The sequence below is a fragment of the Protofrankia sp. CiT1 genome (assembly GCF_917627335.1).
In the GTDB taxonomy this organism is placed as follows: Bacteria; Actinomycetota; Actinomycetes; order Frankiales; family Frankiaceae; genus Protofrankia.
In genome coordinates, this window is record NZ_CAKJTP010000057.1 from 19,648 (window position 1) to 27,360 (window position 7,713).

Annotated in this window: 8 protein-coding genes; all 8 read right to left on the reverse strand. The window is 72.0% G+C overall.

Features of this window, described 5'->3' with window-relative positions; genetic code table 11:
* A partial coding sequence (locus MJ785_RS11605) for a hypothetical protein (protein ID WP_239380776.1) occupies positions 1-620 on the reverse strand: 620 nt, incomplete at its 3' end.
* Entirely contained in the window at positions 617-1,147 is a 531-nt protein-coding gene (locus MJ785_RS11610; protein ID WP_239308598.1) for a 3-isopropylmalate dehydratase, read from the reverse strand. The genes MJ785_RS11610 and MJ785_RS11605, both read right to left, overlap by 4 nt.
* Positions 1,144-2,418, reverse strand: a complete 1,275-nt coding sequence (locus tag MJ785_RS11615) for a 3-isopropylmalate dehydratase large subunit (RefSeq protein ID WP_239308599.1) — start codon at positions 2,416-2,418, stop codon at positions 1,144-1,146. Before MJ785_RS11615 ends, MJ785_RS11610 begins: the two co-directional genes overlap by 4 nt.
* A 1-nt stretch (position 2,419) precedes the next feature.
* The gene (locus tag MJ785_RS11620; RefSeq protein WP_239308600.1) at positions 2,420-2,701 is read right to left on the reverse strand and encodes an acyl carrier protein; all 282 of its coding nucleotides are present in this window, start codon (positions 2,699-2,701) and stop codon (positions 2,420-2,422) included.
* A complete protein-coding gene (locus tag MJ785_RS11625; protein ID WP_239308601.1) occupies positions 2,691-4,193 on the reverse strand; it encodes a PEP-utilizing enzyme in 1,503 nt (500 codons plus the stop codon). The genes MJ785_RS11620 and MJ785_RS11625 overlap by 11 nt, the downstream gene beginning before the upstream one ends.
* Complete coding sequence (locus MJ785_RS11630) at positions 4,190-5,194, reverse strand: SDR family oxidoreductase (RefSeq protein WP_239380785.1); 1,005 nt, start codon at positions 5,192-5,194, stop codon at positions 4,190-4,192. Before MJ785_RS11630 ends, MJ785_RS11625 begins: the two co-directional genes overlap by 4 nt.
* Positions 5,191-6,405: an SDR family oxidoreductase gene (locus MJ785_RS11635; protein WP_239380787.1), complete on the reverse strand. Its 1,215-nt coding sequence runs from the start codon at positions 6,403-6,405 to the stop codon at positions 5,191-5,193. Before MJ785_RS11635 ends, MJ785_RS11630 begins: the two co-directional genes overlap by 4 nt.
* Complete coding sequence (locus tag MJ785_RS11640; RefSeq protein WP_239346531.1) at positions 6,402-7,637, reverse strand: acyl-CoA dehydrogenase family protein; 1,236 nt, start codon at positions 7,635-7,637, stop codon at positions 6,402-6,404. Before MJ785_RS11640 ends, MJ785_RS11635 begins: the two co-directional genes overlap by 4 nt.
* Positions 7,638-7,713: the final 76 nt, after the last annotated feature.

Sequence of the window (7,713 nt, forward strand, 5' to 3'; positions counted from 1 at the left end):
GACAGCAGCAGGTCACGATGCAGTTCCATCCACACCTCATGGAAGGAACCGCACAGGACACCGGTCACCGCGCGGACCTCACCGGCGCGGGCGCGGGCGAGCGCGCCGGTGAGCCGCGCCGGGTAGCGCGCGAACCGCTCCTCGACGACGGCCAGCGGGGCGAGCAGCTGCGCGCACCGCACCGCCAGCGACGCGAGCTCCTCGATGATCCGGCTGTCGTAGCCGGCGTCGTCGTGCGGGTTGGGCACGCCATCGCGCAGCTGCCACCGCGTGCAGCGTTCCTTGACGTCACGGTTGACCAGCCGGAACGCGTCGAGGACAACCGGCAGCGGCCCACGCAGCGAAGCGGTGGCCACCGGCAGCCAGCGGGCATGACGTTCCCGGCCGGCTGGGGTGAGGCCGTAGCGGTCGCTGGGCGGCCGGCACATCGCAAGCCCACGATCCACGCAGGCGTCCAGCTCAGCGGCTGGCCTGCCCGTCGCTTGGACGTACTGCGGGGGCGTCGCCGTGCCCATGACGGCAAGCGCGTGCAGCGCCCGGTCGACACCGGCCGCGCCGTCGACACCGGCCGCGACGATTTCCGGCCCGGCGGTGCCGCCGGAGCTCCGTGTGTCCGTCACGCGTGCTCCCCTCGTCCGTCTGCTGTGTCCAGGGACGCCATCCGGGCGCGCAGCCGCGGCATGAGGCCGCCGTCACGCAGCAGATCCAGCAGGAACGGGTCCAGCACCGTGCCGGTGGCCACGCTCCCGTCCGCGCCCGACACGGTTCCCGCCGTGAGGTCCACCAGCAGGGGGCCCTCGTCGGGGATCAGGTCGACCCGGTCGATCTCCAGGACCGGCAGCCCGATGTTGAGCGCGTTGCGGAAGAAGATCCGGGCGAACGAACGGGCCAGGATGACGCTGATGCCGAGATCCTTGAGCGCCGCCGCCGCGTACTCCCGGCTGGAGCCGCAGCCGAAGTTGCTGCCCGCGACGATCGCGTCACCCGGGCGGAACCCGTCGGCGATCTCGGGCAGCAGCATCGCGAGGCCGCTGAGCGCGACATCGGCCTTCGCGCCGGTCAGGGTCATGAAGCTGCCGGGGAACAGGACGTCGGTATCGAGGTTGTCACCGAGCCGCCAGCGGCGGCCGGACACCGTGATGTTCACCGGAGCACCTCGTCAGCGGATAACAGGCCCCGCGGATCAGTGATCATGCCAGTCGTCGCGCTGGCCGCGACCGTTGCCGGCGACGCCAGGTAGATGCTCGCCCCCGCGCTGCCCATCCGGCCGACGAAGTTACGGCTGCTCGCGGTGATCGCCGTCTCACCGTCGGCCAGGACTCCCGCCTGCAGGCCCGCGCACGGGCCGCACCCGGGCGGCTCGACGATCGCGCCGGCCGCCGCGAAGATCTCCAGCAGGCCCTCGGCGAGCATCGCGCGGTAGATGACCTTCGAGGCCGGCGTGATGATGAGCCGTACCGAGCTGGCGACGCGCCGATGGCGCAGGATCTGGGCCGCGGACCGGTAGTCGGTGAGCCGGCCACCCGTGCACGAGCCTATGTAGGCCTGCTGGATAACGACTCCGGCCACATCCGCGACCGGCCGGACGTTCGCGGGGCTGTGCGGGGCCGCGCACAGCGGCTCCAGCGCGGACAGCTCGACTGTGATCCGGCGGCTGTAGTCAGTGCCGTCGTGCAGGGTCAGGTCGAGGCCAGGCTCGGGCTCGCGCCCGACATAGCGCCATGTCGTCTCGTCGACCTCGACAAGGCCGACCTTGGCGCCGAGCTCCACCGCCATGTTCGCGAGCACGAGGCGCTCGTCCATCGGCATGGCCCGCACGCCCGGACCGCCGAACTCCAGCGAGGCGTAGGTCGCGCCGTCCATGCCGAGGTCCCGCAGCAGGTACAGGACGACGTCCTTCGCCGACACCCCCGTCGGTGGGCTCCCCGTCAGCCGCACCGAGATGGCGTGCGGCACCTTCAGCCACAGCTTCCCGGTCGCGAGGACCCCCGCCATCTCGGTACCGCCGATGCCGGTCGCGAAACTGCCGAGCGCACCCGCCGTGCAGGTATGGGAATCGGTCCCGACGACGACATCGCCGGGACCTGCCAGCCCGCTCTCGGCGAGGGTCTGATGGCTCGGGCCGTCGTAGAAACCGGTGTGGGTGATGCCGTGCCGCTGGACGGCGGCGATGATGGCGCGGTTGTTCTCCGCCTGCGCGACCGTTGCCGCGGGCACGAAATGGTCGATGGTCACGTACACCCGGTCGGGATTCCAGAGCGGCACCCCCAGCGTCTCGAAGGTGCGGAACGTGGGCGGTCCGAGCACCTCGTGGGTCAGCGCCAGGTCGATCTCGAATTCGTCGACCTGGCCGGCCCGCAGGGAACGGCCCGCCTTCCGGGACAGGATGCGCTCGGCAAGCGACGGGAAGCCCGGCATGTCAGGCCGTTCTCTCGGCCGTGGGCCCGGCGCCGGAGCGGATCACGGCGACCAGCTCGAGGATGTCCCCGATGGTCGACAGACCCGCGATCCTGGGGTCGGCCACGATGCTGATGCCGAGCAGCTCCTCGACACGGACGAGCATCTCTATCGCGCTGATCGAGTCGATACGCAGGTCCTCCACGATTCGATCGGACGCACGCAGGTCCCGGCGCACCCCTTTGATACGGCTGTATTCCGCCGCTAACGCCCCGATGATGTCGGGCGCGGAATTATCGCTCATGAACCCGTACCTCTCCTGATGTTCCGTCCACGGTCATGAATGTGCCGGTGGGAATAGCCGCCGCGCTCTGGTGGCCGACGACGCAGGGAATCCCGTACTCCCGGGAGAGAATGGCGATATGCGACAGTTCGCTGCCCCGTTCGGTCACCACTGCCGAGACAAAGGGCAGCAGCGGCGCGACATCCGCGTCGGCCGAGACACATGCGAGCACCACGGGCTCGGCGGGGATATCGGAGATGTCGGAGATGTCTGGATGGATCACCAGGCCGGTCGCCCGCCCGGGTGAGACGCCCTTGGCCGGCCGTACGCCGCGGCCGAGCCATGGGCGCGGGCTCGCCGGGTCCCGCAGGTCGAGGTGCTCAGGCATCTCGGTGGCCAGCGCCTTCTCGCACGCCTCGCGCCGGTCGTCCCACCGCCGTTCGAGCACGTCCAGCCGGCCCGTCCCGCAGATCTCCGCCACGGTGAGGTATGGCCAGGCGTGGTCGGGCACCCCGCGCACCACCGCCCACCGCGGGAGGACCCGCCGGAAGACGTGCAGGGTGCGCATCACCAGCGACTTGCTGTGTTCCCTGGCGGCCATGGTCTCGCCGACGGTGGACGAGAGCGCCGTGACGATCCGACGGTTGTGCTCGCCGAGCATCTCCACCGCGGCGACACCGGGATCGAGCACGTCCACCCGGTCCTCGGCCGTCCCGGTCACGACCTGCTGGCGCACGGCGTAGCTGGCCCAGGGCGCGTGGCCGTCCGCGACCTCGTAGAACGACGACGCGAGGAAGTCACCCGAGCCATCTGGCCCGGCGAGGGCGGCCGCGTGCAGACGCCGCCAGACCAGCTCGCGCGGGCGCGACAGCCACAGCTCGACCTCGTCGCCGTGGCGGACCAGCCGCCGCAGCGCCCGACGCAGCGCGACCCGCGCCGGAACGAGCCCGGCGGTGCTCAGGATGTGGACCGACCAGGCGTCGACCAGCACCGCACGGGCTCGTTCGAGCACGAGGGCGAGCATGCCGGCCGTGTCCGCCCCGCCACCCGCGGTCCGCCGGGCGTCGCGCTCGAGCTCGGCGACACGGGCTTCCAGCAGCCGCAGCCGGGGGCCGGTGCCGGCGAGCTCGAGCAGCACCCGGCCGGGCGCCCGGGCCCGCGCCCACCAGGGAACGGTCACGCCCGCGATGCCCGGTGGCGGTTCGATGTCCTCGAAGTAGGCCGCGGTGACATCGGACGCTTCGACGCCGGGGATGCTGTCGGCGAGCGCGCAGTACGACGACAGGTTGTGGTAGGGCCGACAGCCGAAGTACCCGACGAACACGTAGCAGCTTCCCTCCGCCCAGGCGCACCGTCCCCACACCCGGCGGCTGAAGACCCGGGTTGCCCGCTCCATCGGCTCGCCCACGAGGGACCATGACATCGGGGAGAGCCGCTGTGGCGCGACCTCGCCGAAGTTGCCCGCCGAGTAGAACCGGAAGAACGGGTGGACGTCGGTGTCGACGCCGCTCACCGCATCGCCCCGGCCATGACGCGGCCCCGGTCGCGAAGGTGCCGCCCGGTCGTCGTGACGTAGTCGCCGCCGCTGACGGGCCGGTCGCCGGGCAGGTCGGACAGGATGTCTGGAGCCAGCTCGAACCACGGCCGGCTGTAGTCGAGCAGTTCAGGGATCACTCCGACGCGGCGGCTGGCCAGGCGGAGCACGGGCCGCAGCGCGGGCACGTCCACCAGGCGGGGAATCCGCCCCCAGGCCGCGCACAGGTCGGTGTAGACCTGCGCGAGCGTCGGGAGATCCGGGTCGTACCAGCTCCAGGTCTGGCCGGTCGAGGGAGCGTTGAGCGCATTCATGATCACCTGTGCGGCTGATCCGACCTCGCTGACGTAGCAGGGGTAGTGGCCGCGCCGGTCCAGGTGCACCGGGCCGCCGGTCAGCAGGTACGGCAGCGCCGCCAGCAGGCCGTGGGAGGTGTCGAGGGCAAGCCCCGCCGGAGGTGCCCCCAGCACCGGCCCGAGCCGCACGATGTTGACTGGGAGATCGCCCGCGTCGCGGGCCCGCCGTTCAGCGCAGTACTTCCCGTACTCGTACCAGTTCCGGAACCGCTGGCCGACGAACAGCTCGCGGTTACCGACCAGGCCCTCGGCGCGGCCGAGCACCAACAGGGACGAGACGTGGACGACCCGGGTGAGCGCCCGCAGCTGTCGCAGGCTCGCCAGCACGGTGCGCATGCCCGTGTCGTGGACGGCGAGTGCCTCGCTCGGCGGACAGTCCCAGCGCACCGAGCCGAAGGCGAGCACCACATGGGTGACCTCCTCGCGGACCTCCTCCAGGGCCGCGCCGGACAGCCCGAAGCCCGGCCGGGTGGCGTCACCCACCAGCCCGGTCCCGGCCGCCCCCGGGCCGGCCGGGTGGTACCCCGACCTTGACAACGACAGCGTCTGGGCTCCGGCCCGGTCAGCGGCCACCGCCACAGCGCGGCCGAGATAGCCGCTGCCACCGACTACCAGAAGCTTCACTCGAACCTCGCCATTGCGGGATCGCCGGGCAGCTCAGCTGCCACGGGGCTGGCCGGCAGGCCGAACAGGATCCGGGCGAGCAAAGCCGGTTCGACCTGGGGAACATCTGTGGCGGGCAGCAGGGAACGCAGCCGCGTTGTTTCGTAGACACGGTCGAGCGCCACGTACCGCAGCCCGGTGAGCGAGTTCGTCCACGCCTCGTCAGGCCGATAGAAGCGGCCGGGATTCTGCGACAGCCAGAGAATCCTCTCGGCCGATGTCGGTACCAGCCGCAGCATGTGCCGGAACCGGTGCGGCCCCTGCGACCGGGCGAGTTCCAGCAACGCCCGCAGCGTCGGCGCGCTCTGTCCGCCCGCGACGTGCACGACGGCCGGGCCGTCGTCGTACGCGCCGGTACCGCCGGCCACGATACGCCGGGCGGCGGCGAGCAGCGCGCGGGCCGCCACATCGCGGGGAAGGGCGTCCACCCGCGCGTCGCGCATGGCGGGAAGCATCCGCAGCGGCAGCTCCTCCCAGCGCGCGGCGAGCAGGTAGAGCGAGTTGCGGCGTCGGGTGGTACCGGTGACGGAGTCGCCGACAAGCGCGGCGAACCGCGCGATCAGTACCGGTGGGTCGCCTGGCCGCCACTGCTCCACGAGCGCCTGCTCGCCGAGCCACTTGCTCTCCTCGTAGACGGTCCGGTGCCGGCATGGCCCCAGTGGTGTTTCGGGCACGACACCGAGCCGGCCGCCCGCGACGTAGACGGTGGACGCGTAGATGTAGGCCACCCGCCGGCCGTGCGCCTCCTGGAGCCGGCGAGCGAGGTTCAGCCCCTCGACGGCGCCGACCGTGTTCGCGGTGAAAAGCGCCTGCTGGGCAGCTGCCCAGTTCGTCTCGGCGGCAAGATTCACCACCACGCCGACGTCGGACAGATCGGCGAGAGCGCCGGCATCGAGGCCCCAGCCGGGCTGGCGGACATCGCCCGGTACCACCCGCCCGCCGCGGTCGGGGCTACCGCCGACAGGAGCACCGCCGGCCGGGCCGCGACCGGCCGGGTGCGCGCGGGCAACGACGCGCGTGAGCCGGACCAGGCCAGTGGCATCAGTGGCATCAGTGGCATCAGTGGCATCAGTGGCATCAGTGGCATCAGCGGCATCAGCGGCATCAGCGAGGACGCTGGCCAGGCCATGGCCGAGCTGGCCGGACATGCCCGCCACGAGCAGCCGGATCACCGGAGGCTCACCGCCGCGCGATAGGTCTCGCCGTCACCGCCGAGGCCGCCCGCGACGAGCTCCCACATCATCTCGTCCGTGCCGCCGCCGATGCGGGCAAGGCGCGAGTCCCGCCACATCCGGCTGAGCGGCGTCTCGTCCTCGAGATAGCCGGCGCCGCCGAAGACATGCATGCACTCGCTCGTGCACTCCTCCGCGAACCGGGCCGCGGTGACCTTGAGCGCGGCGACCTCGCGGACACCGGGACCGCCCGGCGCGAACAGCCCCGCGGCCATCGCGAGCACCGCGTGCCGCAGGACCGTGAGCCGGGATGCCAGCTCCGCGATCCGGATGCGCAGCGCCTGGCACTCGAACAGCGGGCGGCCGAACTGCCGGCGGTTGTGCAGATGGGAGACGGCAAGGTCGATCGCGTACTCGCAGCAGCCGACGACCTGCCCGGCCACGGACAGCCGCTCATAGGTCAGCCCGTAGGTCACCGCCAGCAGCCCCAGCCCAGGCCGGGCGACAACGGCGTCCTCACCAACCGTGCAGGCGACATCCATCCAGGTGGTGTCGAGCGACTGTGTGCCGGTCTTCACCAGCCGTTTGCGTACGGTCAGCGCGGCCGCCGGCACGGCGACAACACCCAGTCCCCCGGCCCCGTCACCGTCCATGCGGCAGAGCAGCAGGGCGAAGTCGGCCACCCGGCCGAGAGAGAGGAACTTCTTCTCCCCGCGCACCTGCCAGCCGTCCAGGATCCTCGTCGCGGTGGTGCTGACGCTCATGAGGTCCGAGCCGCCGCCGGCCTCGCTCGCGCCCAGACAGCCGACGAGCCTGCCGTCCCGGACCCCGTCGAGATACCCGCGCAGCAGCTCGGTGCGCCCGTAGCGGTGCAGGATGCTCGCGACGGTCTCCACCTGAAGGCTGATGCCGACGCTGAGCCCGGCGAAACCGAGCCGGCCGCTCTCGATGGCGAGCAGCGCGCCCCAGCCCGTGTCGCCGTCGCAGCCGGCCGGCCAGCGCCGCGCGATGACGCCCGCCGCCGCCAGGCCCGCGAGGACCTGCCGGGGAAAGCGCCCCGCTCGTTCGGCCTCGTGCGCCCACGGACGCACGACGTCGGTCAGGACCGCCCGGATCCCGTCCGCCGCGTCGGTCAGGTGTTCGCCGAACAGGCCCTGGCCGAACAGTGGCTGCCCGGTCCGCGTCGGGGTGGCCGCGTGTTGCTCGATGACGTCGGCGGTGTCCGAGCTCATGATCTCACGGCCTTCGAGGAGTCAGCCGGTGCCGCCGGGAGCGGTGCCGGCGGGCCGGTGCCGGCGGGGCTGTCGG

Excerpts from the sequence above, each read along its gene's own strand:
- MJ785_RS11615 (WP_239308599.1), bottom strand. The coding sequence starts at position 2,418 with ATGCCGGGCTTCCCGTCGCTTGCCGAGCGCATCCTGTCCCGGAAGGCG.
- MJ785_RS11620 (WP_239308600.1), bottom strand. The coding sequence starts at position 2,701 with ATGAGCGATAATTCCGCGCCCGACATCATCGGGGCGTTAGCGGCGGAA.
- MJ785_RS11640 (WP_239346531.1), bottom strand. The coding sequence starts at position 7,637 with ATGAGCTCGGACACCGCCGACGTCATCGAGCAACACGCGGCCACCCCG.